The sequence below is a fragment of the Algimonas arctica genome (genome assembly GCF_014652695.1).
GTDB lineage: Bacteria > Pseudomonadota > Alphaproteobacteria > Caulobacterales > Maricaulaceae > Litorimonas > Litorimonas arctica.
Genome location: NZ_BMZH01000001.1, coordinates 54,133 through 77,349, shown reverse-complemented (window position 1 = coordinate 77,349; position 23,217 = coordinate 54,133). Strand labels below are relative to the sequence as shown.

General features: G+C 55.1%; 23 protein-coding genes, 1 tRNA gene and 1 other RNA gene. 11 read left to right on the top strand and 14 right to left on the bottom strand.

Annotated elements, in window-relative coordinates; translation table 11 throughout:
• The first annotated feature begins 3 nt into the window (after positions 1 to 3).
• Positions 4 to 909 (top strand): diacylglycerol kinase family protein, encoded by a 906-nt coding sequence (locus tag IE105_RS00385; protein WP_189494219.1) that lies wholly within the window; start codon positions 4 to 6, stop codon positions 907 to 909.
• Entirely contained in the window at positions 906 to 1,850 is a 945-nt protein-coding gene (locus tag IE105_RS00380) for a hypothetical protein (protein WP_189494218.1), read from the top strand. The genes IE105_RS00385 and IE105_RS00380 overlap by 4 nt, the downstream gene beginning before the upstream one ends.
• Before the next feature lie 23 nt (positions 1,851 to 1,873).
• Here IE105_RS00380 and spt read toward each other — a convergent pair whose 3' ends face one another.
• The 3 genes from spt to IE105_RS00365 form a co-directional block, all read right to left on the bottom strand.
• Entirely contained in the window at positions 1,874 to 3,154 is a 1,281-nt protein-coding gene (spt, locus tag IE105_RS00375; RefSeq protein ID WP_189494216.1) for a serine palmitoyltransferase, read from the bottom strand.
• The gene (locus IE105_RS00370) at positions 3,151 to 3,396 is read right to left on the bottom strand and encodes an acyl carrier protein (RefSeq protein ID WP_189494214.1); all 246 of its coding nucleotides are present in this window, start codon (positions 3,394 to 3,396) and stop codon (positions 3,151 to 3,153) included. The genes spt and IE105_RS00370 overlap by 4 nt, the downstream gene beginning before the upstream one ends.
• A gap of 106 nt (positions 3,397 to 3,502) precedes the next feature.
• On the bottom strand, positions 3,503 to 5,251 hold the full coding sequence (locus tag IE105_RS00365; RefSeq protein ID WP_189494212.1) for a fatty acyl-AMP ligase: 1,749 nt from the start codon (positions 5,249 to 5,251) through the stop codon (positions 3,503 to 3,505).
• 294 nt (positions 5,252 to 5,545) lie between these two features.
• Here IE105_RS00365 and IE105_RS00360 point away from each other — a divergent pair.
• Positions 5,546 to 5,620, top strand: a tRNA-Val gene (locus tag IE105_RS00360).
• 159 nt (positions 5,621 to 5,779) lie between these two features.
• On the opposite strand, the gene IE105_RS00355 is transcribed toward IE105_RS00360, so the two are convergent.
• The 6 genes from IE105_RS00355 to ruvA are packed head-to-tail and all read right to left on the bottom strand — an operon-like array spanning position 5,780 to position 9,177.
• Positions 5,780 to 6,115, bottom strand: coding sequence for a DUF3088 family protein (locus tag IE105_RS00355; protein ID WP_189494209.1), 336 nt, complete (start codon positions 6,113 to 6,115; stop codon positions 5,780 to 5,782).
• Positions 6,112 to 6,759 carry a hypothetical protein gene (locus IE105_RS00350; protein ID WP_189494207.1) on the bottom strand — a complete coding sequence of 216 codons (648 nt, stop codon included), beginning with the start codon at positions 6,757 to 6,759 and terminating at the stop codon, positions 6,112 to 6,114. The genes IE105_RS00355 and IE105_RS00350 overlap by 4 nt, the downstream gene beginning before the upstream one ends.
• 9 nt (positions 6,760 to 6,768) lie before the next feature.
• Complete coding sequence (locus IE105_RS00345) at positions 6,769 to 7,245, bottom strand: YbgC/FadM family acyl-CoA thioesterase (protein WP_233353905.1); 477 nt, start codon at positions 7,243 to 7,245, stop codon at positions 6,769 to 6,771.
• Positions 7,242 to 7,478, bottom strand: a complete 237-nt coding sequence (locus tag IE105_RS00340) for a hypothetical protein (RefSeq protein WP_189494206.1) — start codon at positions 7,476 to 7,478, stop codon at positions 7,242 to 7,244. The genes IE105_RS00345 and IE105_RS00340 overlap by 4 nt, the downstream gene beginning before the upstream one ends.
• Complete coding sequence (ruvB, locus tag IE105_RS00335; protein ID WP_189494204.1) at positions 7,471 to 8,538, bottom strand: Holliday junction branch migration DNA helicase RuvB; 1,068 nt, start codon at positions 8,536 to 8,538, stop codon at positions 7,471 to 7,473. The genes IE105_RS00340 and ruvB overlap by 8 nt, the downstream gene beginning before the upstream one ends.
• Positions 8,539 to 9,177: a Holliday junction branch migration protein RuvA gene (gene ruvA, locus IE105_RS00330; RefSeq protein ID WP_189494201.1), complete on the bottom strand. Its 639-nt coding sequence runs from the start codon at positions 9,175 to 9,177 to the stop codon at positions 8,539 to 8,541.
• A gap of 164 nt (positions 9,178 to 9,341) precedes the next feature.
• Here ruvA and IE105_RS00325 point away from each other — a divergent pair, with 164 nt between their 5' ends.
• The gene (locus IE105_RS00325; protein WP_189494199.1) at positions 9,342 to 9,686 is read left to right on the top strand and encodes a hypothetical protein; all 345 of its coding nucleotides are present in this window, start codon (positions 9,342 to 9,344) and stop codon (positions 9,684 to 9,686) included.
• A gap of 2 nt (positions 9,687 to 9,688) precedes the next feature.
• Here IE105_RS00325 and ruvC read toward each other — a convergent pair whose 3' ends face one another.
• The gene (gene ruvC / locus IE105_RS00320; protein ID WP_189494954.1) at positions 9,689 to 10,174 is read right to left on the bottom strand and encodes a crossover junction endodeoxyribonuclease RuvC; all 486 of its coding nucleotides are present in this window, start codon (positions 10,172 to 10,174) and stop codon (positions 9,689 to 9,691) included.
• A 270-nt stretch (positions 10,175 to 10,444) separates the two neighbouring features.
• Between ruvC and IE105_RS00315 the strand changes: the two genes are divergently transcribed.
• From IE105_RS00315 to serA, 3 genes are all read left to right on the top strand, one after another.
• The gene (locus IE105_RS00315) at positions 10,445 to 11,935 is read left to right on the top strand and encodes a replicative DNA helicase (RefSeq protein ID WP_373299026.1); all 1,491 of its coding nucleotides are present in this window, start codon (positions 10,445 to 10,447) and stop codon (positions 11,933 to 11,935) included.
• A gap of 865 nt (positions 11,936 to 12,800) precedes the next feature.
• Entirely contained in the window at positions 12,801 to 13,964 is a 1,164-nt protein-coding gene (locus tag IE105_RS00310) for a phosphoserine transaminase (protein WP_189494197.1), read from the top strand.
• Between the two features lies 1 nt (position 13,965).
• Positions 13,966 to 15,540, top strand: coding sequence for a phosphoglycerate dehydrogenase (serA, locus tag IE105_RS00305; RefSeq protein WP_189494195.1), 1,575 nt, complete (start codon positions 13,966 to 13,968; stop codon positions 15,538 to 15,540).
• 38 nt (positions 15,541 to 15,578) lie between these two features.
• Here the strand turns inward: serA and IE105_RS00300 are convergent, their stop codons facing one another.
• From IE105_RS00300 to IE105_RS00290, 3 genes are read right to left on the bottom strand one after another with little or no spacing between them, the layout of a single operon-like run.
• Positions 15,579 to 16,700: a M14 family metallopeptidase gene (locus IE105_RS00300; protein ID WP_189494194.1), complete on the bottom strand. Its 1,122-nt coding sequence runs from the start codon at positions 16,698 to 16,700 to the stop codon at positions 15,579 to 15,581.
• Between the two features lie 2 nt (positions 16,701 to 16,702).
• Complete coding sequence (locus tag IE105_RS00295) at positions 16,703 to 17,842, bottom strand: hypothetical protein (protein ID WP_189494192.1); 1,140 nt, start codon at positions 17,840 to 17,842, stop codon at positions 16,703 to 16,705.
• Positions 17,839 to 18,924 (bottom strand): M20 family metallopeptidase, encoded by a 1,086-nt coding sequence (locus IE105_RS00290; protein ID WP_189494190.1) that lies wholly within the window; start codon positions 18,922 to 18,924, stop codon positions 17,839 to 17,841. The genes IE105_RS00295 and IE105_RS00290 overlap by 4 nt, the downstream gene beginning before the upstream one ends.
• 129 nt (positions 18,925 to 19,053) lie before the next feature.
• Between IE105_RS00290 and IE105_RS00285 the strand changes: the two genes are divergently transcribed.
• From IE105_RS00285 to IE105_RS00275, 3 genes are all read left to right on the top strand, one after another.
• Positions 19,054 to 19,380, top strand: a complete 327-nt coding sequence (locus IE105_RS00285) for a YegP family protein (protein WP_189494188.1) — start codon at positions 19,054 to 19,056, stop codon at positions 19,378 to 19,380.
• A 54-nt stretch (positions 19,381 to 19,434) separates the two neighbouring features.
• Positions 19,435 to 19,797: a transfer-messenger RNA gene (gene ssrA / locus IE105_RS00280) on the top strand.
• 181 nt (positions 19,798 to 19,978) lie between these two features.
• The gene (locus IE105_RS00275; RefSeq protein WP_189494186.1) at positions 19,979 to 20,971 is read left to right on the top strand and encodes a phosphatase domain-containing protein; all 993 of its coding nucleotides are present in this window, start codon (positions 19,979 to 19,981) and stop codon (positions 20,969 to 20,971) included.
• Between the two features lie 12 nt (positions 20,972 to 20,983).
• On the opposite strand, the gene IE105_RS00270 is transcribed toward IE105_RS00275, so the two are convergent.
• A complete protein-coding gene (locus tag IE105_RS00270; protein ID WP_189494184.1) occupies positions 20,984 to 22,333 on the bottom strand; it encodes a cytochrome P450 in 1,350 nt (449 codons plus the stop codon).
• A gap of 129 nt (positions 22,334 to 22,462) precedes the next feature.
• On the opposite strand from IE105_RS00270, the gene IE105_RS00265 reads away from it, so the two are divergent.
• Positions 22,463 to 23,068: an SspB family protein gene (locus IE105_RS00265; RefSeq protein WP_233353902.1), complete on the top strand. Its 606-nt coding sequence runs from the start codon at positions 22,463 to 22,465 to the stop codon at positions 23,066 to 23,068.
• The last annotated feature ends 149 nt before the right edge of the window (positions 23,069 to 23,217 follow it).

Below are 23,217 nucleotides of genomic sequence, written 5' to 3'. Positions count from 1 at the left end.
CCTATGACCGCGTCCTTATTCATCAACCCGCATTCAGAGCGCGTCGGCAAAAAAGGCTCTCGCCTTGCCACGCATGCGGATGAGCACGGCGCGCGCGTCTTTGATCTCGCCTTATTCGAAGCTCTGCCCAGCCAAGTTGAAGCTGCACTCAGCACCTCTGACCTCATCGTCATCGAAGGCGGAGACGGCACAGTTCAATGCGTCATGAGCGAAGTCATGCGACAAGTCGGCGATACCGACACTATCCCGGATTTCGCCATCGCGTCCGGCGGCATGACAAACCAAATCGCCAAAATCATTGGTATGAAACGCGTAGGCCGATCCGGATTAAAGACCATCCACAACGACCCAAAAGCGCTTCAAACACGCATGATCCGCCTGTCGTGCGACGGCGTTCCCGATCAATACGGTTTTCTCTTCTCCACCGGGGCCCTGCCGATGGTGACGGACTTTGCGAAAAACGAACTCCACACACGCGGCATTGGCGGCTCGGCAGCCGTTGTCGGCGGGATCGTCAAGGCCGTAACCGCGGAACGAGATAGCGTCATGCCCGCCACCGATTGCACACTCACGATTAACGGGGTCGTGCATACGGGGCCACATCTGGGCACGATTGCAACAACCCTTCCCTCTGTCGCGCTCGGTTTGGACCCGTTTTGGGGCGATGAAGACGGCGATCTTCGTCTGACTTATGTCGAAGGGGGGTGCTCAAAGCTTTATCGCCACCTGGCTGAGGTTTGGGTCGGTTTCAAAGATAAAGATCGCCGTCCCGATGGCTTTTATAGCTGGAATACAGACACGGCGGAATTCGCCTATTCTGGTCCTGTGATGCTGGATGGTGAACCGTTAAATCTGCCCGGAAACAAGTTCCGGATATCCGCCAGCCGACCAGTCACGATCCGGCGATGACCGGCAAAAATACGGGCGCAAAATCGGACCAGCTGCTGGACTTGATCCGATCTGAACAGCTTGATCCCCCTGCGCGCGTTCACGCGGTGATGAACGCCATTCGGACGCGCCACTCTGGACGGGTACTCGGTTTTGTCTATTACGGATCCAGTTTGCGCGATCTGGACGATGCGGGAAAAATGCTCGACTTCTATGTGCTCGTCGACAGCTACCGTAAGACGCATGGCTCGACACTATCGGGGCGATGGAGAGCCCTAACGAACCGCCTCATCCCGCCCGCTGTCTATTATCTTGAACAAGAGAATGACGGCGTCTTATCGACCTGCAAATATTCGATCATCACTTTAGACGAGTTTGAACGCCGCTGTTCCGATAGTTTTCTCAGTCAAGTGTGGGGCCGGTTCAGCCAGCCTTGTGCGTTGTTGGATGCATCTAACCCCGCGATTGAAGACCGAATTTTACAAGCCCGCGTCGCGGCCGTGCGAAAACTTGCGCGTGAGACCGCGCCACTGTTTGACGCGCCTGCAACGGCGCCTGAATTCTGGGGTCGCGCCTTTTATGAGAGTTACCGCACGGAACTGCGTCCCGAAAGTGACGACGGGCGCGCGCAGGAAATCGTCGCCCGCTACCAAGCCCGTTACGACACAGTCAGCGAAACGCTCTTCGGGGCGTCCGATAACGGACAGTATGCTGTTGAAACCTACCCCGGAAACGGCTCAAAATTTCGGTGGTTCATGCGCCGTATGATCGGGAGACCCATCGCCGCGATCCGCGTTTTAAACAGCGCCGCCACTTTTGATGGCGGCCTTGATTACGTTCTGCGCAAAGTAGAGCGACACTCTGGCGTGTCGCTCGAGGTCACAAAGGCGCAACGTAAACACCCCGTTCTCTGGTCGCCCGTCCTAGGATGGAAACTCTGGCGACGCGGCGCGTTTCGCTAGGGTAGCCCCCTAGACAGGAGCCTTTATGCAGACGCTTGCATCCGGCGCATCATTTCCGCGATGATGTCATCGCCATTGTCTTTAAGCGCTTTAAAACGGCTGAGGATCGCGTTGACGTCCTCTTCCGTGTGCGCAGCTGAGACGGAAATCCGCAGTAGACTTGAGCTTTCAGGTGTTCCGGGCGGCACGGCCAAATTGACGTAAACGCCTTCTTGTAACAGCCAATTCCATTCCATCGCGGCCTGCACCTCATTATCACGGCGTACCGCAATCACAGGGCTGGCGGGCGCGCAAAGCTCGAAGCCCATATCGCTAAGTCCCGCATGCAATTGTGCGGCGCGGGCCATAATATTGTGACGCAACTCAGGGCGCGTTTTAATCGCATCTAGCGCCGCCTGTGCCGCGCAGATGTTGGACGGAGCTGCAGAGGCGGTGAACATATAAGGGCGCATAACCTTGCGCAGCAGTTCAAATTCAGGATGGCGCGACGCACAAAAGCCGCCGACCGACGCGAGGCTTTTGGAAAATGTGCCAGAGTAGAAATCGATTTTATCCAGAACACCTTGCTCTTCAGCGATCCCAGCCCCTGTCTCACCAAAGACACCGTAACTATGGGCTTCATCCACATAGAGATAGGCGCCGTGCTTATGCGCGACGGCAACAAATTCATCGATCGGCGCAATGTCGCCAAACATGGAATAGAGCCCTTCAATCACGACCAACGCATGGCCGCCTTCGGGGATTTTCTGCCGCGCGAGGCGTTTGTCCAAATCCGCGGGATTATTATGGCGAAAGCGGACGGTCGTTGTTCCCGCCAAGCGCGTCCCGTCAATGATACAGGCATGCGCATCCGCGTCGATAAAGATCACATCATTCGGACCCGCCAATCCGGCCATCGCGGCCAAATTTGTGACGTAGCCTGTCGTGAAGACGATGCAGGACGGCTTGCCGAGATGCGCGGCTAAATCGCGCTCTAACTGTTCATGTTCGACATATGTGCCATTGGCAATGCGTGAGCCTGTGGTGCCAGTCCCGTGACGATCAATCGCGTCTTTAGCGGATGCACGCGTCGACGGATCAAAGGTGAGTCCAAGATAATTATTTGTGCCCGCCAGGATGATTTCGCGGTTGCCAATGCGCCCGCGAGTGGCGCTCATTATATCATCAAACGTCATATCAAACGGATCGACGCCGAGCTTTTTCACGACATCGACACGTTGCTTAAGCGGGTCATATTTGCTGAAAATCGATAGGCCGGAGGCGGCGACTTTCTCGCCATCCGCAGTGCTTTTGGGTCCACTCATGAGTTCAATAAGTCCTGAATAGCATTCACCAATTCACCGACCGTTTTGACGTCACTAATGACTTCCATCGGAATCGAAATATCGTAGTGATCTTCCAATTCCATAATCAGGTCGAAAACCGCTGTGGAATCAACTTCAAGGTCGGACATAATGCCTGACGCCCGTAGGATTGGCTTGTTTTTGACATTATACGGCTTGAGCAGCTCGCATATTTTATCAAATATTTGCTCATCAGTCGGCATGCGGGCCCTTTCAACAGTGGCCATACGTTTCAAGCCGCGCCGTTACCAAGCTGATAGCTGGGCGTCTAGCCACCCATTCACCACCCCTAACGTGCAAGTGTGACGGCTAACCCGCCGTTTCAACAGCGCGGAGTTGTGTTGGTGTCTGTAAATCGATGATGCCGCCATCGAGGTATTTTTGCTTCACGCGCGCGCGCGACAGCTTACCTGATGAGGTAATAATCATGGTCGATTTTGGAACCAGCATGAGTTGTACGGGCACACCCACTTCGAGACGAATCGCGGCAGAGACCGCGGCTTCAATTTCGGCGAGTAGTTTCCGATCCCGCGTCCGGCACTCAAGCAGCAACATGATCGTTTTCTGATCGCCCGCTCCGCCGACGGAGAAAGCGCAGGCCCGACCACAGCGATGCGGGGCCGCAGCTTGTGCCGCCCATTCAATATCTTGGGGCCAAATATTGCGGCCATGATAGAGGATAAGGTCTTTATAGCGCCCCGTCACGATCAACTGGCCACCGTGCCAATAGCCCAAGTCCCCTGTATCGAGCCAACCATCGCGTGAAAATGCGGCTTCCGTCGCTTGGCTGTTGCGGAAATAGCCCGGCGATAGGGACGGTCCCTTTAAGCAAATCCGACCGATATGGTCTTCGCCCAAAACGGCGTTATCTTCGTCGCGCACTTCAACGTCATGATCTGGCAATTTGACACCGCAGGCGACAAATGTCCGACGATCCGCTTTTGGCGTCAGGTCTGTCGCCGTCACGGCATCGGACGAGGTCTCGTAACGGCGCATATCAATTGTATGTTTCAGCAACCCCTGCCCCAGCGGCGCGAAAGTCGCGGCCAACGTGGTTTCGGCCATGCCGTAGGACGGTGTAAACGCACTTTCCTTAAAGCCCATCGGCGCAAATAGCTCTGCAAAATCAGTCAGCGGCTCTGGACGCACCATATCGCCGCCGATCCCTGCGCCGCGCCAGCTCGATAGATCCAGCTCGCGGTCTTCACGCCAGCGGCGCACACACAGCTCGTAGCCAAATGTGGGGGAATAGGACAGCGTGCCCTTGTGATCTGAAATCAACTGGAGCCACGTCACCGGGCGGCGCGTGAAGTCAGTTGGATCCATAAAGTCGACAGACATTTGCGAAACAAGCGGCGCAAGCATACAACCGATCAGTCCCATATCATGGTAGAGCGGCAGCCAAGACGTCGCCCTGTCCGTTTCATTGACCTGCAGACCATATTTCGTGATCGCATGACAATTGGCCGACACGGACGCTTGGGTCCCGAGAATCCCTTTGGGAGACGATGTCGATCCTGATGAATATTGAATATAGCACAGGTCATCCGCGTCGAAGGGGCGGAGCCTATCGCCTTTGGGCAGCGCTCGGACGGCTTCAAACGTATAGACTGGTGTCGCGGTGTCGTTCAGAGCCGAGCTCATGATCGGTTCCATCGAGGCCGGCGCAAAGAGGGCAAAGAAGTCACCCGTATCCGCCATCCGCTCAAGCTGACGCTCATAAGATGAGCGCCCCCCCAAGGTTACGGGTAAGGGCAGCGGCGCCGGGACCAAGCCCGCATATTGGCAAGCGCAAAACAGAATAGCGAATTCGGGGGTTGAGACGGCGGCCAAACCAATACGAGAGTTTTTCGGCGCAAAACCGACGAGCCGCTTGGCGACATCCATCGCTTGCTCTCGCAACTCAGAATAGGGGAGGCTGGTGCGCAAGCGCCCCTTCCCGTCAAAGTAGTTAAATCCAGTATCACCAGTCGCAGCATAGTCCAAGGCTTCGCTAAGAGTCGCGAAATCACCATGCCTAAGGGGGATGTTGCGAGCAATGGGCGTCGGCTCGGTCATATTATTCTCTCTAGGACAGCCTAAAACTCTGCCACGGCGATTATACGAAAAACTAGTGTGAAACGGGTTAACCCCAAACTGACACCAATCTATTCTAGTCACCAAGCTACGGTTACCATAGCTTGAAGGGTGCGTTTTTCACGTCGTCTTTCCAATTGTAACACGATTGTGACGCGCTTTATCGAAAACCATTACAAAAAAGCAAGGCCGCTGTCGCAAGACTTTTACAGGCGAGGCTTGATTTACGCCCCCGCCCCGCTAAAGCCGCGCCTTCGTAAGGACAATGGATCTTACGGGCGATTAGCTCAGCGGGAGAGCACTGCCTTCACACGGCAGGGGTCACTGGTTCAATCCCAGTATCGCCCACCATTGTTTGCGCCACCACTCTGACACTGCGAGACCACTCTTTCGCGTTGGCGCTGATCACGGAATCGACTGGAGCACGGTCGATTCACATCGGCCCCGATCCATCAAATATAGGTTCTGAAATATAGGCCCGCCCCTTAGAGCAGCCTAAAAACCGCAGTGCTATCGCGGCACTGCCGTCCCATAAAGGGCCGCCCAGTAGCGCCCTAAATCGCGCGCGTTATCGATATAGCGGACACCGTTTGAAGCCTGCACCCCCGCCCCATCCGGGCTGGTGTCTCCTAAAATTAGCGTCGGGCAGTTCCACTGCCCTGTTCCCAATCGTGTCACTAAGTCCGGTCGAGGATGAGCGACAGGTTGATAGACTACGTCCAACGTCTCACGGATTGCGGGGTAATAAGCCAGTAACCCCCAGACCTCAGCACATTCGGGGCAATATTGACGTTCTCCGCGCGCCTCAAACCCTGGCGGAAGCAGGAACAGCGTGTCTCGGATCATGCCTCATCCGCTTCGAGGTTTTTCATTACGAAGCTTTCCAACTCTGGGAAGAGTGTTTCCAGCGCCGAAAATTCAACGTGACGAAACCCGACTTTGGATTTGAATAAATTGCCAAATCCACTCTCTAGTTCAAGAGCACCTTCGAGCATCCCATTTTCAGTCTTTGGCATCCACAAATCAGAGCCATACATTCCGAATAAGAAACAATGGATACCGGCAACAGATTGGCCCGGTTGGAGCATGGGGCGAAAATCGAATGGGTCAGGCCCCGCTTTCATCACAGGCAGACGTTGCGAGTCTGCATTCGAAATTTCTAACTCCGGCGGTGCTATATCATAAAGGGCCGAAGTTGCTGTCCGCATATTCCGAAGACGAATTCGCAATTTTGTATTGGCGATTGATGTCGGTCTGCGCCCGAAGTTCGTCCGCGCTAAGTGCCCGATGATAATATAGCGGCGGACAGTTTCGGAACTTTTCTCATCGACAAGTTCCGTCCAATACATCCAATCATCTTCATAAACGGGTTCGATCCGAACGACGGCGCGGTCAGAACGAAAGTTTTGAAAAACGGATAAGCCGTTAATTAAGCTCATGACCGCAATCGCGGCGATGAGGATGGGTTGCCAGTCGAATCCTTCGAACATGGGCGCCTCCTACAGGGTGGTGAGAAGAAAAGGTTTGAGCTTTTCGATCATCTCTTTTGGCGCCCGCCTTGGACGCCCATCCAAATCGATACAAGCGGCTTCGCTATCGGCGGTCAAAATGATTTCGCCGTTTCGTTCTATCCACTGCGTCACCAACAATCGTGCGCCTTTGAAAACATCATAGGTCGTGACCACGGTCAGGACATCGTCGATCTTCGCACTACTCCGATAATCGAGGTTGATTTTTCGGATCACGAAGGCGAGCGCTGGATCCCGTTCAAGCAATTCAGCATGACCAATCCCAGCAAGGCGAAAGAAGGACGACCGGGCGCGTTCCAAAAACCGAAGATAATTCGCGTAATAAACGACGCCTGAAAAATCCGTATCCTCATAGAATACGCGGATGGGAAAACGGTGCTGTCGGCCGTCAAAATAGCCGAGGGGCGGACGATCCCGGTCGGGAATGGCAGCGTCTTCAGGTTTCACTCGTTCGGCCCTTTCCGCTTGCGTTTGCGGTCATTGTAGAGACCAAACAGGTAAAACACGACCAGACTGAGGAGGAACACGCCCAGCAGGTGTTCGCCGTTAATCGGCGGGGTTTGGCTCATGAGTAACGAAGGCAATGATCGGATTGACGCATAAAGGATGACCATCGCAACAGCGGGCGCGATCGTTTTGCGCAGAAAACTGGTCGGCACCTCAGTCTCGTCTTCAGACATCTCCAACCCCGCCACTATCAAGAGAATCATCGCCGAAAAATTCACTATTCGATACAACCATCGGGGCGGGCAGGCCAATATGCTCATAGGCGCGGGGTGTTGCGACGCGGCCACGCGGGGTGCGCATCAAGAACCCCTGCTGAATCAGGTAAGGCTCAACCACATCCTCAAGGGCGTCACGGGCCTCCGCGAGTGCGGCCCCCATCGTGTCGACACCGACTGGCCCTCCGCCAAACATATCGCATAGCGTCCGAAGATAGCGCATATCTTGAGAATCGAGACCCAAATGGTCAACACCCAAGCGGTTCAAGGCCACATTGGCTGCCACGGCATCGACGACAGTAACGCCGTCATGCTCTGTCAAATCGCGAACCCGGCGCAGCAAGCGACCCGCAACGCGCGGGGTTCCGCGCGCGCGCCCGGCAATCTCTGCCGCGCCGTCCGGAGTCATATTCAAGCCAAGTTTACCCGCGGCCCGCACCACAATTTCTGTCAGGTCTTCCTTGGAATAGAATTCCAAACGAACCGGAATACCAAAACGGTCGCGCAGCGGTGTCGCAAGCAGACCCGCACGGGTTGTCGCGCCGATCAATGTGAAGGGCGACAGATCAATCTTTATCGACCGTGCCGCAGGCCCTTCACCAATGATCAGGTCAAGCTCGTAATCTTCCATCGCGGGATAGAGCACTTCTTCCACCACCGGATTGAGCCGATGAATTTCGTCGATGAACAAGACATCGTTCGGTTCGAGATTCGTCAAAAGCGCCGCGAGATCACCGGCCTTTGAAATGATTGGCCCTGACGTCGAACGAAAATTGACCCCGAGCTCACGCGCCACAATCTGGCTCAGCGTGGTCTTACCGAGGCCCGGCGGGCCGGACAGCAACAAGTGATCGAGCGGTTCACCCCGTCGTCGCGCCGCCTCAACATAAACTTTTAAGTTCGTGATGGCCTTTTGCTGACCGCGAAAATCAGTGAAACTCAGCGGACGCAGCGCCCGGTCACGCACATCGCCCGGCTGTGTATCGGCGTCAGTGAGGCGCGCAGCAAGGTCGTCCATCTATGACCCCAATGCCTTCAAAGCGGCTTTAACCAGATCATCCAGAGCTGGATCATCCTCAAACTTTGCATAGGCCGCCGCGACAGCCCGGAGCGCATCGCTTTGCGGAATGCCCAAATTCGCCAGCGCGCTAATGGCATCATTGCGAAGACGCATGTCTGATAAGCCCTCATTACGGGCCGCCCCATCAATAACGTCTGATGATGGCGCCGTGAAAGCCGACGTAAAACCGCGTCCGAGCGGTGGCGGTTTGCCTGAGAGTTCCGTCGCAATGCGGGTCGCAAGCTTTGGCCCGACCCCTGAGGCGCGCGAAAACGCTGTTTTATCTTCTAGGGCGGCGGCGCTCATCACGTCTCCGGGGCTAAGAATATCAAGGATCGCCAAGGCCGCTTTGGGACCCACACCCTGCACAGCTTGTAACCGTTCAAACCACGCGCGTTCTTCTTCAGTCGCAAAGCCGAACAAGGTAATCGATTGTTCCCGCACATGGGTTTCGACATGCAATCTGACGGGCGATCCCTCGCGCATATCGCCCAGCGCTCGGACGCCACAGCGCAGCAGATAGCCAACACCGCCGCAATCGACGATGGCTTCGCCCGTGCCCACCATCAGGCATGTTCCGGATATCATACCGATCATGTCACTACGTCCTGTGCGATTCGTAGCGAACCTTTAGCACATGGATTGGGTGATGCGGGCAAGCTCATACGAAGATTGCGATGTCCTGCACCGCGCGCATTTTTATCTAATTTTAAGTCACATGGGATAGTGAGAAGGCTAGAAACACAAATTTGGCATCTACAATGACTGTGAAAGCAATATCTGTCGTCATCCTTGGCCTTGTCGGCGCGTCGACCCTGTCGGCCTGTTCAACGTCGCCTGACAACACGCGCTACACGAATTCAGGGTGTCATCCGTACGTGTGCACGCCACCCCCTGTTCAGAACCCCTGCTGCTACGCACAGCCCTACATGTATGCCCCGCCCCCGGCTCCGGTTGCGGTCGAACCTAACGTCTATGTCGCACCGGAACCGCCAGCACCCGTTTATGTAGAGCCGCAGGTTTATACCCCGCCGCCGCCCGTCGTCATGATGGGGTATCCAGAGCCACCTGTGCCCGCCCCGCATTATCTACCCGCGCGTAAATAGCACTACCCGATGCGCGGATGATTGGCGTGAGTTATCGCGATCGCGAGTGCATCTGCCGCGTCGCCGGCCTTCACATTCGCCCCGGGCAGCAGCAGGTTCATCATATGCGCGACCTGCGCCTTATCGGCGGCCCCCGTCCCGACGACGGATTTCTTGACGAGCTTCGCGGCATATTCTCCCACGATTAATCCCGACTGCGTCGCCGCAAGTATACAGGCGGCCCGCGCCTGCCCCAGCTTTAGCGCGCTCATCGCATTATCCTTCATGAAGGCTTCTTCGACGCCCGCCTCACTCGGGTGAAAGGCCTCAATCGCCGCTTGGGCTTCCACGAAAAGAAAGGACAAGCGGCTGACCAAGGGTTCTTTGCGCGGCGGACGAATAACCCCGTGCGCAACGTGGCGCATCTTACTGCCCTCCACATCAATCACGCCCCAACCGCAAGCGACAATGGACGGGTCGAACCCAATGATACGGCGCGGCTTGCTCATTTCATGACCGTAGGACCGCCATGAACTCCCGACAATGCAATCCGACAGACGACGCACAACTTTCAATCCGATTGTGGGAAAGGCATAGATCAAGCCAAATGTCGCCATAGAGCTGGCGAAACACCCCTCTTATCCCCATCACTCGGGCGTTGTGGATATGTATAAGATTGTTTGCTGCTAAGACATCTGCCGCCGTCCTCTCAGGTGTGACAGACGCAGGCCATGAGCGACATTCCCGACATGCCTGACTATGCCCCGATCGACCCCTCAATGATGGAGGGCCAGATGATGGACGGGTTCGAAGAAGAACTCGACACAACGCCGCATAGTATGGAGGCCGAACAGGCCCTTTTGGGCGCGCTGCTCTATGATAATGAGATTTACCACCGCGTTAGCTCCATCGTCGAAGCCAAACATTTTTACAATCCCGTTCACGTCAACATGTACCGTGCGATGGCGAGCCTGATTGAGCATGGTAAACTTGCCGACGCGATCGTCATCAAAAACCGTTTTGCCAAGGATGACGCCCTGTCCGATATTGGCGGCGTCGAATATCTCGCGCTGCTGCTAGAACAGGCGCCGCCCGGATCAACCGCGCCGGAATACGCTAAGCTGATCTTTGATATGGCGATGCGCCGTGAGCTTATCCGCCTCGGCGACACGATGAAGGAATTGGCCAAGGATCAGAACAGCGAAGACGATGCGTCCAAGCAAATCCAACAAGCCGAAATGCAGCTTTATAATCTCGCTGAGATTGGCGGCACACAAACGGGGTTCGTGTCGTTCGAAGATGCGCTTATCGACTCGATTGAAATGGCGACGGCGGCGTATCAGCGTAAAGGCACACTCTCGGGCATTGCTACCGGGCTTGATGATCTCGACGCGCAACTGGGCGGCTTGCATAAATCTGACTTGCTGATCTTGGCCGGGCGTCCGTCGATGGGCAAATCATCCCTCGCGCTCAACATCGCCTTCCATGTTGCCAAACAGCACAAAGTTGAAAAAGACGAAAATGGCGTCGAAAAAACCATGAACGGCGGCATTGTCGGTGTTTACTCGCTCGAAATGAGTAGCGAACAGCTGGCGACACGATTGCTGGCCGAACACTCTATGGTTCCCTCGCACCATATCCGGCGCGGCGATATCAACCCCGAACAATATGAACATTTGCGCGATGCCGCCGATGAAATCAGCCGTATCCCGCTACATATTGATGACACGGGCGGCTTGTCGATTGGGGCCATGGCGGCGCGTGCGCGGCGGCTCAAACGGATGAAGGGTCTTGATTTGATCGTGGTCGATTACCTCCAGCTCTTGACCGGCGGCGCAGCGATGAATTCGTCGACAAACCGAGTGCAGGAAGTGACCATGATTACGCAGGGTCTGAAAGCCCTCGCCAAAGAACTCAATGTTCCTGTGCTCGCCCTCGCCCAGTTGTCGCGGCAGGTCGAACAACGCGAAGACAAACGCCCACAACTCTCTGACTTGCGCGAATCTGGCTCTATCGAGCAAGATGCCGACGTCGTTATGTTCATCTACCGCGACGAATATTATCTCGCCCGCGAACAACCGGATGATGACGATCCTGAAGCGGTGATGAAGTGGCAAGCCAAGATGGATAACTCCGTGGGCAAAGCCGAAGTCCTGATCCAAAAACAACGGCACGGACCCATTGGCTCTGTGATGTTGAGCTTTACGCCAGAACTGACCAAATTTGGTAATTTGGCGCAGGATAATGGCGGCGGGTATACGGAGTTTTAGGCGATTAACACGCTTATCCTTGTCCCTTCAAAATCGCTCGTCCCGACGAAAGTCCGACTCCAGTTTTAGGAACACATCCATGCTTCGCCATGTCAGGTGGCTGGTCCCCGACTTTCGTCAGGGTGAGCGGCGTAAAATGGGGTGTTAGGGATGAACGTTGTCCATTTTTTGAAAGTTTGTCAGCGGTCTTGGCGGATCAATCCGCGTTTATATCGACATCTGATCACGCAGCCAAAGAAATCCACGCACTCCCATCCCCGCTTTCCTAAACCATGGTCTTGTAACCTCACCCGCTTCGGACACGAGAGAGGCATTATTCTCAGGCTGGCGGGGGTTTGGTAGGCTGGACGGTATGCGAGTTAATGCGGCGCATGCGGTTCCATTCGACGGAACTATCGATGACGACTATCGGATGAGAAACGAGCTTGACGACGCCAAACGATCCAGTGGATCGTTTGGCTAGGAACCGAACCGCATCGCGGTTCGGCCCTGAATGTCAGGTGCGCCTTCGGTAGATCGGGCGGCAGTCAGTTGCGGGGTCGAAAGCCTCGGAAGGGTCTAACCGTCACTCGCGTGAGCTCATAGCGGGCCGCGAGGGCACGGCGTTTTGATCGGATGCGTCTGTCAGGCGCGCGGGCTATGCTCGTTGTAAATGGTTCTAACTTTACCTTCCCCATCAGCGGGGAAGGCCCGCGCTCGTGTCACGTCACGAAACGCTTGAATGCCGGCGCCTTGATGCGCGGTCGTACATATTATCATTCCCTAACTTGACTCATTTCCCCGGCCCGCTATTCGGCGCGTGGGCCACGCCTCCCCACTGAGGCGCACTTCGACGGTGTATAAAAACGCACTGATGGAGACATTGATGACGAATTTTCCGAAACCGGACTCACGTCCGGCTGATCCGCGTTTTTCTGCCGGACCGACACGTAAGCGCCCCGGTTGGACATTAGACGCGCTTTCTAACGCGGCTCTGGGCCGCTCCCACCGCTCCGCACTTGGCAAAGCCAAACTTCAAGAGGTTATCGACCTCACCCGCGAAGTCCTCCAAATTCCTGACGATTACCGCATCGGTATCGTCCCCGCATCCGATACGGGCGCGGTCGAAATGGCCATGTGGTCGATGCTCGGCCCAAAGCCCGTGATCGTCGCGGCTTGGGAAAATTTCGGCCAAGCATGGGTCGTTGATGCAGACAAGCAATTGCCCTTGGATGAGCTCACGCTGCTCACCGCTGATTATGGCAAGCTCCCCGATTTTTCAGCCTATGATGGCTCACAAGACCTCGTCTTTACTGCCAATGGCACGACGTCCGGCGTGAAAGTCGCGGATTACGGTTTCATCCCGAATGACCGCGACGGCGTCACGATTTGCGACGCCACGTCCGCCGTGTATGCACAAGACCTGCCGTGGGAAAAGCTCGATGTTGTCACCTATTCTTGGCAGAAAGTCATGGGCGGAGAAGCCGCGCATGGCATGATTATCCTGTCGCCCCATGCCGTAAAACGGCTGGAGTCCTACAACCCACCGTGGCCGCTGCCGAAAATCTTCCGTCTCACGAAAGGCGGCAAATTGATTGAGGGCATTTTCAAAGGCGAGACAATCAACACGCCGTCCCTGCTCTGTGCCGAAGATCATCTCGACGCGCTCAAATGGGTTAAAGCTAATGGCGGCCTGAAAGGCATGCAAGACCGGGCCGATGCTAACGCTCAAACAATTTGGGATTGGGTCGACACGCGAGATTGGATTGCCAATTTGTGCGAAGATGACGAGAAACGCTCCAATACGGGTGTTTGCCTCAAAATCGTGGACCCGCGTATTGCCGCGCTCCCGCTCAACGACCAAGCCGCCTTCGCCAAATCCATCGTCAATTTGCTGGCCGATGAAAATGTCGCGCTCGATTTTGGCGCTTACCGTACGGCCCCTCCCGGCTTCCGCCTCTGGGTGTCTGGATTGTGTGAGCACGGCGATGTTGTCGCCGTCTTGCCGTGGCTCGATTGGGCCTTTGATACTCTGATCGCGGAGCTGTAAGATGCCAAAAGTTCTCATTGCGGACAAAATGTCCAATCGCGCCGTCGAAGTTTTCAAAGCGCGCGGTGTTGATGTCGATGTCATCACAGGTCTGAGCAAAGACGAATTGATGAAAATCATTGGTGAGTATGACGGCCTCGCGGTTCGATCCTCCACCCGTCCTGACGCCGAAATTATTGGCCAAGCGACCAACCTTAAAGTCATCGGACGGGCCGGGATTGGTGTCGATAATGTCGACATTAAATCGGCCACGGACCGCGGTGTCGTTGTCATGAACACCCCGTTTGGCAATGCCATCACGACGGCTGAACACGCCATTGCGATGCTCTTTGCGGCTGCGCGCCAAATCCCGAAAGCGTCAGAACGCACACAGAATGGCGAATGGCCGAAATCGGATTACAAAGGCACGGAGCTATTTAATAAAACGCTCGGCGTCATTGGCTGCGGCAATATCGGTGCGCTCGTCGCAGAGCGGGCACTTGGCTTGAAAATGAAAGTGATCGCGTTCGACCCCTATTTGACCGAAGAGCGCGCGCGTAAAATTGGTGTCGAAAAAGTCGAACTGGACACATTATTCCAGCGCGCTGATGCCATCACGTTGCACACGCCCTTGGTCGAAAGTACCAAGAACATCGTCAATCGCGAACGGCTCGGCATGACGCGTAAAGGCCTCATTTTGGTCAATTGCGCGCGCGGCGGTCTGGTCGATGAAGAAGCATTGAAAGATGCGTTAGACGCCGGCCATGTGAGTGCGGCTGCGCTTGACGTATTCTCCATTGAACCCGCCAAAGAGCATGCCTTGTTTGGCACGCCGGGCTTCATCGCGACCCCGCATCTCGGCGCGTCGACCAATGAAGCGCAGGAAAATGTCGCCGTGCAAGTCGCGGAACAAATGGCGGATTACTTGCTGACCGGCGCGATTAGCAACGCCATCAACACACCATCGATTACCGCCGAAGAAGCCCCTCGACTCAAGCCCTGGGTCGACCTGGCTGACAAGCTTGGCACGATGATGGGACAATTGCTCCACGAACCGGCCAAAAGCATCCAGATCACGTATAAAGGCGGGATTACGCAGCTCAATACCAACCCCTTGAGCGCTGCGGCACTTGCCGGGATGCTCAAGGCCGCCATGCCAGATGTCAACATGGTGAGCGCGCCTGTTCTCGCCAAAGAACGCGGCATCGAACTGACTGAGAGCTATGTGAACGAAGCGGAACGAGCCGACAGCTTGATACGGATCACTGTCGAAACGGCTGTCCGTAAGTTTGCGATTGTCGGCACGATCTATCGCGGTGAACCGCGCATTGTGAGGCTATTTGGCGTCCCGATGGACGCAGCGTTCAGCCCGTCGATGATCTATGTCCGCAATGACGATAAGCCGGGCTTCATCGGCGAAGTCGGCCGCGTTTTGGGCGAAGCCAAGACAAATATCGCGACCTTCTCTTTGGGTCGGAAAAAAGAAGGCGGCGAAGCCGTTTGCCTCATCAGTGTCGATGGCATGGTCAGCGACGCAACTGTCGCCGCTATCCAAGCCATTGATCAGGTCAAAATCGTCGATCGCGTTACGCTTTAAAACCCCTACCGCCCCGGCGTTCGCGCCGGGGCTTTTTATCAGAGTTGGTCAATCACCGCCGCCATCGCCTCGAGCGTATCATTGCCGAGTTGAGCCGCGCGGTCGCCACTCCATCCGCGCGCCGCATCCGGCGCATTGGCATTGTCTTTGAACGGCATTTCGAGCGTCATCGCCAGGCAATCGTAACGGGACGCGACCGCATTGGTGCAGACGGTGATATTGGCTTTTCCCGGTGCGGTCAGCGGATAGCCAACCTCAGTCTGAAAATCTGAGCTGGCCGCTTTATAAGCCGTGAGGAAGGCCGCAAGATCATCCGCTTGTTTTTGCGTATAATTATCATTGCCCTCGGCGCCCGCGATAAAGTTATACGGCAGATCTTCGTCGCCGTGGACATCAAAGCAAAGCACAGGCTTATTCACGTCCATCGCATCGCGGACCAATTTGACTTCGGGGCTGCGTGCCATCGACGGTGTGTCCCACTCGCGGTTCAAATTCGCGCCACACGCATTGGTGCGCAAGTGACCGCGAAAAGAGCCGTCTGGGTTCATGTTTGGAACAATATGGAAGGTCGCTTTCTTGAGCATGTCGATCACAAGCGGGTCTTCGGAGTCTGTCATGCGGGCGAGGAAGCCCTCCATCCACCACTCCGCCATGCTCTCGCCGGGATGTTGGCGCGCAATAACCCAGATCGATTTGTCGCCCGTGCCCATCGAGAGGCAATCCATATCGCGTCCGTCGAGCGTCTGACCCAACACACGTAGCGAGACGCCCTCGTAGGACACAGCGTCAGCGATAAGGTCCCGGTGACGCTCCATCGTGTAAGGCGTAAAGTAGGCATAATGTACAGAATCAAGTGTTGGCGTATGCTCAATGACCAGCTCACCATTGGTAAACGTCGTCGGCACACGCAGCCAGTCATCGCGATCTTCGCTCATACAGGCTTTGTAATTTTCCCATCCTTTCGGATAGGCGGACGCACCCGCATTTTCGATCACGAGGCGCAAAGGCACATCCTTCGCGCCGGCAACCCGGAAGTGAAACCACTGATAAAAATCGCTTTGATGATCTTGCTTGATGCGAAGGCGAATATTCTGAGGATCAGACGCGTCGACAACCTCGATATTACCCGAGTCAAAAGTGTCATTGATTGAAAGTGTCATATTCAGTCCGGTCTAAAATCGTCAGGGGCCGTGGTTGCCGCGCTTATCGCGTTGGGAATAGCATTCCCCTCAAGCCCTTTCCAGAACACACGCCAGTCGCCACTCACCTGCATCCCGTCACAGGCTGTAATATACCAATCATTAAACGGATTATGTCGGCGCGAGCGCCAAAAGAATTTCGGGATGTCCTCACACGCTTTCTCCCAGACATCGCGGGATAAGCCCTCGCCTTGCGCTTCAGGCACGACCCAAAATTTTGACAAAAACGCGTGACCTGCCAGTTCCGTAAAAATCGCACCGGCTCGAAAATCAGGCTCTAAAAAAGCGGCTTTGATCGGTTCTGACCAAAACTCAGTCCGCAGGGGCTTATCAAAGGCCCGGTCAATGGCGGCCGTTAAGCCAAGCAAATCGACCTCGGCCAGTGTTTCGTGACGCACCACGGCGGCGCCCCGACGGATCAGTGTCCCAGATCCCTTGGTCGTGAACAGCTCACTCAGTAAATTAAGCGGCGAAGCCAATACATAACTACGACGCCCTTCATTCGCATCCTGTTCAATGCTTTGAACCATCCGCAGAAAGGATTGCTGACCCGGTGTAACCGTCGCTTGATTCAAGAATCCCTCGATTTCAGCCAAGCGCAGATTACGACGGCGGACACCCTTGAGGCTCAATCCTCCAGAGGGTTGCAAGGAGACAATTTTATTAGGCCGCAGATCATTGATCAGCTTTGTCATGCCGCCCTGCCCGCGACGTTCAGTCATTTCCAAAATTGGAATAATCCCGGATTGCGCACGACGGCGAATTTCACCGATAAGCCCGTAGGTTTTGGTGTCCAACTTCGCTGATTTCACGCCCGAACTATCCAGATCGCGGGCCAGCCGTTGTCCCTGAAATTTAATCGCTGTCCGATTATCTTCCAACGCGCCGATCAGGAGCGTTGGCGCCAAACCTAAATTGGAGAGGATTTGCAAATTCGACGTGAGCGATTCGAGCAAGGGATTATTTAGCACCCGCGGATCAAGCAGGATCAACGCGAAGCGTTCCGGATCATCTTTGGCGAACAACTCAGCGTAAAAGCTCGCCTCTTGTGTCGCGCCCACGGCGGAGAGCGACGACAGAACCGTCTGACGTACACTGCTCATGAGAGCCCCCCTGCTAAGACAGCAGCATAACGCGCCTGCGCCGAATGGAGTTGATCGATTTCGACATATTCATTTGATCGATGTGCCTGTTCCAGATTGCCCGGACCATAAACGATGGCGTTAAGCCCTGCGCCGCTCATCATTGACGCTTCCGTCCAATAAGGAAGATCGACGATCTCCTCTGTCCCGAACACAGGCATGAAAGCTGCGATATCCAGGCTGGCGAAGGGCGCGAAAGCCACGATCGTGTCAGTGTGAACATCAGACGCCGCTGCAAGTGCCATGGCGATTAAATCTCCCTCGCGCGCACGCACGTCATCCCCGGGAGGAGGCCGCATGGAGACCCAAGCGGTCGCGGTCGTCGGAATTACATTATAAGCGCCATCAGATTTCAATTCCCCAATATTGACACACAGCCCTTTGAAGGGATCGACGCCAAAGGCGATATTGTCTTCCTTATAATCTCCGAGGGCGACAGCGAACCGTGCCGCTTTAAGCAAAGGAGCTTCGATCGTATCAGACAGGCTCGAGTGCCCGCCGGGCCCACGAAAAGTTGCGCTAAACGCAAGTATTCCGCGATGCGCCCGTCCGACACGGCAGGATGTCGGTTCGCAGACGACGGCGCGTTCAATCCCTGAAAGATAACCCCGTTCGATGACGGCAGGCATGACTTCGGAGCCATGCTCCTCGTCGCCCGAAAAGAGGATCGCGACGTCCCGAGGCGTCACCTCATCCAATCCAGCGAGGATCGCGGCCGCAGCGCCTTTAATGTCAGCCGTGCCGAGACCATAAGCCCGTCCATCCCGTTCCACCAATGTCAATGGATCAGCCGACCACCCTTCGCCGCTCGGCACCGTATCGATATGGACATTCAAGACGGTCTTCGGCTGGCCCCAGCTGGCAAGTACGAAAGCGCTATCTGATTTTTCGCGCGACCGTCCGACCGTTTCAACGATCAAGCGATCCGGCGCATGCGCCTTTAACGCCTCTGCCAACCACTCCACGCAAGCCACCTCATTACCGCTACCATTGCGCGTGTCGAACGCGACAAGCTTACGAAGATATTTCAGGGCCTGACTCATGAGTTTTCTATGACCGCCAAGCCGCCTCGTTTCAACGCCCAAAACAAGCCTGTGCACGATTGTCTCTTGCCAAAACCGCCTTGCGCTTATTAACCATGCGCATCGAAAACAAAGATCGGGGAGACCACGATGGCCGACACATGGGAATTTTACGAAGATAAAGCTGGCGAACATCGCTGGCGTTGCACCGCCTCCAATGGCAACATCATTGGCGCCGCAACTGAAGGCTATAAAGCGAAAGCCAGCTGCACCGCCAATGCCGAACGTCACGGTTATAACGGCAATCCCAATAATCTCGGTGGGGCCGATAAGTGGGAATTCTACGAAGATAAAGCCGGTGAGCATCGCTGGCGTCGGACCGCCTCCAATGGCGAACCTGTGGGCCGCAGCACGGAAGGCTACAAAGCCAAGGCGAGCTGCGAAGCCAATGCCAAACGTATGGGCTGGTCCGGTTAATCCGTCATAGATTTATGCGTTTAAAGCCGTCCTTCGGGGCGGCTTTTTCGTTTGGGACTGGAACTTTCGACGCGGATGCACTATATAGTAAGAGCTGGCTTGCCAGATATGACGATAAACGCGCGTGTAATAAGCGGATTGGACCCGGGGGCAGTACCCGGCGGCTCCACCACAAACCCAACATTAATTTGGTGGGCTTCTGATGGGGCCGAAATAGCATCGACAAACGCCTAAAGACGTAAGCTTTCGTTCGTGTGGACTCCGTTAAAAGTCCATAAACAGTAATTGCAAATGACAATTATACTGAGGATTTCGCCTTGGCTGCGTAAGCAGTCCGGATGATTCCGAACTAAACTCCTAGGGTTTCAGACCCCTAGGCGGGCTCCGGTGGGTAGCTGGCAACAGAAACCCACCACTTTTCCCTCTGACTGATATGACGCGCATTGCCCCCAACCGTCTGCGGCATGCCATCTAAACCGTGTTTATCAATCTACCCCTCATAGGTTTCACCTATCATTCGGGCTGCAACCCAAAAGAAACTCAGGTTCCTCTGTGTTTATTGTGGAACGATATGAAGGCGACGTGCATATAGACTCTAATGAAACCATTTATGCATTCAATCGCCGTTCGGGCTGAAACTATTCTCGACACAATTCAGAAAAATGCTCCCCCCGAAAATCTGCGACTGCTGCCTTACTCTGGCTACACCACTCCAGATAAAATCATCATTCGCGGTCGGGCTTTAGAGGCCGACACATCGCGTGCATCCAACGACACGCCTTCAATCGTCAATGACCTCGCCGCGATGGCGGCTTTATTCATGACCAAGGAAGTCCGAGGCGAAAAAATTAGCATTGGCAACACGACAGCGATTTCAGACGAAGAAGGCTATTATCGCTTGGAATTGCCGCGCAAATCGCCCCTTCCCGGCTGGACCAAGGCCGTTGTTAAAGCGGACCGTACAGGCGATATCGTTCACCACCCCGTTCTGATTACATCAGAGACAGCGGAATATGGGGTAATTTCTGATATTGACGACACGATCATGCAGACCAGAGCGTGGTCAACGCGTAAAAATCTATGGACCAGTGTGACCGGGTCTGTCGGTAGTCGTTATATTTATCCTGATGCGACGACACTGTTGAAAATGATGGCGGGATCAATGTCGGGGCGGAAAAACCCCGTGTTTTATGTCAGTTCATCCCCTTGGAACCTACATGGCTTCCTCGATGCCGTCTTCATGGCAAATGGCGTTGTTAGGGGGCCAAAATTCCTGCGAGACTTTGGCATCGACCCGACCAAGATGATCACAGAGGAGCCCAGCCTGCATAAGGCTGAGGCTATCGACACTGTTTTAGCCGCCAACCCCGATCTTCCATTCTACCTCATTGGCGATAGTGGCCAGCATGACCCTGCTATTTATCGCGATGCGGTCCTGCGCCATCCCGGCCGGATCAGAGGTGTCTTCATTCGCACGCCGGGTCCCGGCATGGACGAAGATGATCGCCTGCCGCTCAAAGAAATCGAAGCCTTAGGGGTCAAGATATTTGCAGGCGCAACATTCGAGCCGCTCTTGGACAATAAGTTTTAGGCACCATAAACCTTAGACGTCAGTTCGGACTAAGCTAGCCGGAACACCGCCTTCGGGGCGAAGCGTGACCGTCATTAAAGGTCGCGGATAGACATCGTCAGCGACGATAATATCATAATCCCGCGCCAGCGTTCCTAAAACCATGACCGCTTCCATTATGGCAAAAGCCGCCCCGACACAGATGCGCGGCCCCGCGCCAAACGGCATGTACGGCGCACCTTTGGCCCGCAGCGACGGATCGCGCAGAAATCGGTCCGGATCGAAGAGTAAGGGATTGTCCCACAGCCGTTCCGTCCGGTGCATCACGTAATTATTCAACAAAACTGCATCGCCGGGTTTAAGAATCCGCCCCAACACCTCGACCTCGACTTGGGGTTCACGATTAAGCAGCGGAGCCGGAGGATAAAGCCGCATCGTCTCATCAATCACGGCCCGCGTGAAAGTGAGGTGATCGAGCTGATCATAGGTCATAGGCTTGTCCCCGCACACCGCGATGACCTCTGCGCGGATACGGTCGAGTGTCGGGCGATGACGCCCTAGCAAATAAAGCGCCCATGTCAGGGTCAGTGCCGTCGTTTCGTGTCCAGCAATAAAGAACCCAATGAGGTTATCACGCCGCTCCCTTTGACTGAGATTCTCCGCGCCAATCAATAACCCCACGAGGTCATCGGCGGGGTGCTGCGTGCGCTCAATGATCAAATCATCGGCCGCACGTTTTAACCTTTTTAACGCAGCCGATCCACGCGGCGTCATCGGGCGCGGTACCCATCGCGGCCATGGTAGCAAATCATCAGGCCGTAATGTTCCCGCCCCCGTAACCACCGCACGTGTCGCCGTTTTCAACCGGTCCCGGTCCAACCCTTTTGGGTCGCCCAGCAAAGCCTTCGCCAACACATCAAATGTCAAATCGGCCATCGCCGCTGATAAGTCTAGATTTGGTCGTTGGTCGATACGTGCCTTAAATTGCTCAATGACATCAGCAATCAGCGGTGCGAGGTCTTCCATATGTCGCTTGCGGAAAATCGGGGCGACAGATTTGCGCTGTCGTTTCCATTGTTCGCCATGCACTGACAGTAGCCCTTCTTTCGTCGCGGGACCAAGGATACGGGCATCAATCGCTGTCTTCGTGAACTTGTCAGCATGACGAACGAGCACATCATTCATGCCTTCCGGGTCTGAAATGACGTGTAATGTTTGACCCAGTGTTTTCGCGGTAACGATCGGCTGGCGATAGGCCAGCGGTCCGAACCCTTCGACCGGGTTACGAATGAATTTCCACGTGGCTTCTATGAACCCCTCTTTCCCCGTCAGCGGTTTGGCGTGGGGGGGCTGAAACAATGTGTCGGGAGACGGGTGGCTCATCCTCAATGTCTTAGGCCCGAAAAACGCGCCTGTCTTGCGGCCTTTGTCGACCCCCGCAGGCTTGCCTCTGCGAAACTTTGCGTGAAGGTATGCGGTTGACCCGCTATCTCGCCGCTCTAAGATAGGCCTATGAGTCAAGACCTGATGAATTACGAGCAAATGCGGAGCCTTGCGCTACGCGGGATTGTCCGAGACGCGATTCGTCGTGTCATTCGGGAAGATGGCCTGCCCGGTGCGCACCATTTTTATATCACATTCCTGACCCGGTATCCGGGCGCAGAAATTGATGATTCTCTGGCGGAGCGATACCCGGAAGAAATCACCATCGTCTTAGAACACCAATATTGGGATCTCGCCGCGAATGCCGATGATTTCGAAGTCACATTGAAGTTCGGGGGCATCCCGAAATACCTTCGTGTGCCCTATCACGCGATCACGCGTTTTCATGATCCGAGCGTGGGCTTTTCATTGGCCTTTGAAACTCCTGCCGAGATGGAGGGCGGTCCAGTCTTGGACATTTCGCCTGTCACATCATTAGCATCACCCGCGACCACAGGTTTGAGCAAGCCCATATCATCAACGCTAGGCGCTCCTGCTAAAGCGGCGCCAAAGTTCGGTAAAAAATCAGCCGATAATGCTGATGACGATACGACTGATGACACGAATTCTGATGACGCCGCCACTGAAGGCGATACGCCGAAAGTCGTCAGTTTGGACAGCTTCCGAAAGAAGTAGCTTGAACAAGCACTTTTTCCTCAAATCCTCATTCCGTGGACTGCGGTACCAGTTGGATTTCGTTCCCTTCACGACCTTTGGGAAAATAATTTATACCGCATTTCTATGGGTTCTCGCAGGCTATCTTTTTTCAACGCTAATTTTGGCTG

What these genes read in the sequence shown, in the direction of transcription:
- IE105_RS00385 (WP_189494219.1), top strand. Translation starts at nt 4, where the DNA reads ATGACCGCGTCCTTATTCATCAACCCGCATTCAGAGCGCGTCGGCAAA.
- IE105_RS00380 (WP_189494218.1), top strand. Translation starts at nt 906, where the DNA reads ATGACCGGCAAAAATACGGGCGCAAAATCGGACCAGCTGCTGGACTTG.
- spt (WP_189494216.1), bottom strand. Translation starts at nt 3,154, where the DNA reads ATGAGTGGACCCAAAAGCACTGCGGATGGCGAGAAAGTCGCCGCCTCC.
- IE105_RS00370 (WP_189494214.1), bottom strand. Translation starts at nt 3,396, where the DNA reads ATGCCGACTGATGAGCAAATATTTGATAAAATATGCGAGCTGCTCAAG.
- IE105_RS00365 (WP_189494212.1), bottom strand. Translation starts at nt 5,251, where the DNA reads ATGACCGAGCCGACGCCCATTGCTCGCAACATCCCCCTTAGGCATGGT.
- IE105_RS00355 (WP_189494209.1), bottom strand. Translation starts at nt 6,115, where the DNA reads ATGATCCGAGACACGCTGTTCCTGCTTCCGCCAGGGTTTGAGGCGCGC.
- IE105_RS00350 (WP_189494207.1), bottom strand. Translation starts at nt 6,759, where the DNA reads ATGTTCGAAGGATTCGACTGGCAACCCATCCTCATCGCCGCGATTGCG.
- IE105_RS00340 (WP_189494206.1), bottom strand. Translation starts at nt 7,478, where the DNA reads ATGTCTGAAGACGAGACTGAGGTGCCGACCAGTTTTCTGCGCAAAACG.
- ruvB (WP_189494204.1), bottom strand. Translation starts at nt 8,538, where the DNA reads ATGGACGACCTTGCTGCGCGCCTCACTGACGCCGATACACAGCCGGGC.
- ruvA (WP_189494201.1), bottom strand. Translation starts at nt 9,177, where the DNA reads ATGATCGGTATGATATCCGGAACATGCCTGATGGTGGGCACGGGCGAA.
- IE105_RS00325 (WP_189494199.1), top strand. Translation starts at nt 9,342, where the DNA reads ATGACTGTGAAAGCAATATCTGTCGTCATCCTTGGCCTTGTCGGCGCG.
- ruvC (WP_189494954.1), bottom strand. Translation starts at nt 10,174, where the DNA reads ATGAGCAAGCCGCGCCGTATCATTGGGTTCGACCCGTCCATTGTCGCT.
- IE105_RS00315 (WP_373299026.1), top strand. Translation starts at nt 10,445, where the DNA reads ATGATGGAGGGCCAGATGATGGACGGGTTCGAAGAAGAACTCGACACA.
- IE105_RS00310 (WP_189494197.1), top strand. Translation starts at nt 12,801, where the DNA reads ATGACGAATTTTCCGAAACCGGACTCACGTCCGGCTGATCCGCGTTTT.
- serA (WP_189494195.1), top strand. Translation starts at nt 13,966, where the DNA reads ATGCCAAAAGTTCTCATTGCGGACAAAATGTCCAATCGCGCCGTCGAA.
- IE105_RS00300 (WP_189494194.1), bottom strand. Translation starts at nt 16,700, where the DNA reads ATGACACTTTCAATCAATGACACTTTTGACTCGGGTAATATCGAGGTT.
- IE105_RS00295 (WP_189494192.1), bottom strand. Translation starts at nt 17,842, where the DNA reads ATGAGCAGTGTACGTCAGACGGTTCTGTCGTCGCTCTCCGCCGTGGGC.
- IE105_RS00290 (WP_189494190.1), bottom strand. Translation starts at nt 18,924, where the DNA reads ATGAGTCAGGCCCTGAAATATCTTCGTAAGCTTGTCGCGTTCGACACG.
- IE105_RS00285 (WP_189494188.1), top strand. Translation starts at nt 19,054, where the DNA reads ATGGCCGACACATGGGAATTTTACGAAGATAAAGCTGGCGAACATCGC.
- IE105_RS00275 (WP_189494186.1), top strand. Translation starts at nt 19,979, where the DNA reads ATGAAACCATTTATGCATTCAATCGCCGTTCGGGCTGAAACTATTCTC.
- IE105_RS00270 (WP_189494184.1), bottom strand. Translation starts at nt 22,333, where the DNA reads ATGAGCCACCCGTCTCCCGACACATTGTTTCAGCCCCCCCACGCCAAA.
- IE105_RS00265 (WP_233353902.1), top strand. Translation starts at nt 22,463, where the DNA reads ATGAGTCAAGACCTGATGAATTACGAGCAAATGCGGAGCCTTGCGCTA.